1 pseudogene is annotated in these 623 nt (G+C 38.7%); it reads left to right on the top strand.

The window, feature by feature from the left end:
• Window positions 1-623, top strand: a pseudogene (locus ON09_RS23845) (DNA ligase-associated DEXH box helicase); the annotation flags it as partial.

Raw genomic sequence — 623 nt, 5'->3', positions numbered from 1 at the left:
ACGTACACACTCCATCAGGATGAAGAGCTGGATGTTGTGTATCCATTGTTTCTATTACAAGAAAAACGTTCGCATGTTCCAAGAAATGATGAATTATTAATCGAATTGATAAACAACAAAGAGGGTTTCCATCTTTTCGCTTATCCGTTCGAAGGACGTTTGGTTCATGAAGTATTAGCCGCTTTGGTGGCTTATCGATTAAGCAAACTGTTGCCAATTAGTTTTTCTATTGCGATGAATGATTACGGTTTTGAATTGCTGAGTGAAACAGAAATCCCGATGGATGAATCCATCGCTTATGAAGTTTTCTCGCCTAAAAACCTTACTGAGGATATTACTTTAAGTATTAATTCGACAGAAATGGCTCGCCGGAAATTTCGTGACATTGCTTGTATCTCCGGTTTGGTTTTTCAGGGTTACCCTGGAAAATACGTTGCAAATAAGCATCTCCAGTCATCTGCGGGTTTGTTTTTTAATGTTTTTAGTGATTACGACAAACATAATTTACTTTTGCGCCAGGCATACGATGAAGTTTTTTATCAGCAACTGGAAGAACCACGTTTGGCCGCCGCTTTAGAGCGAATTCAGAATGGAGCAGTGGTAATTACCAATCCTAAAAGTTT

It is taken from the genome of Pedobacter agri PB92 (assembly GCF_000258495.1).
GTDB classification, from domain to species: Bacteria; Bacteroidota; Bacteroidia; order Sphingobacteriales; family Sphingobacteriaceae; genus Pedobacter; species Pedobacter agri.
The sequence above is the reverse complement of the archived record's forward strand: the minus strand, read 5'-3'. Positions and strand labels throughout refer to the sequence as shown.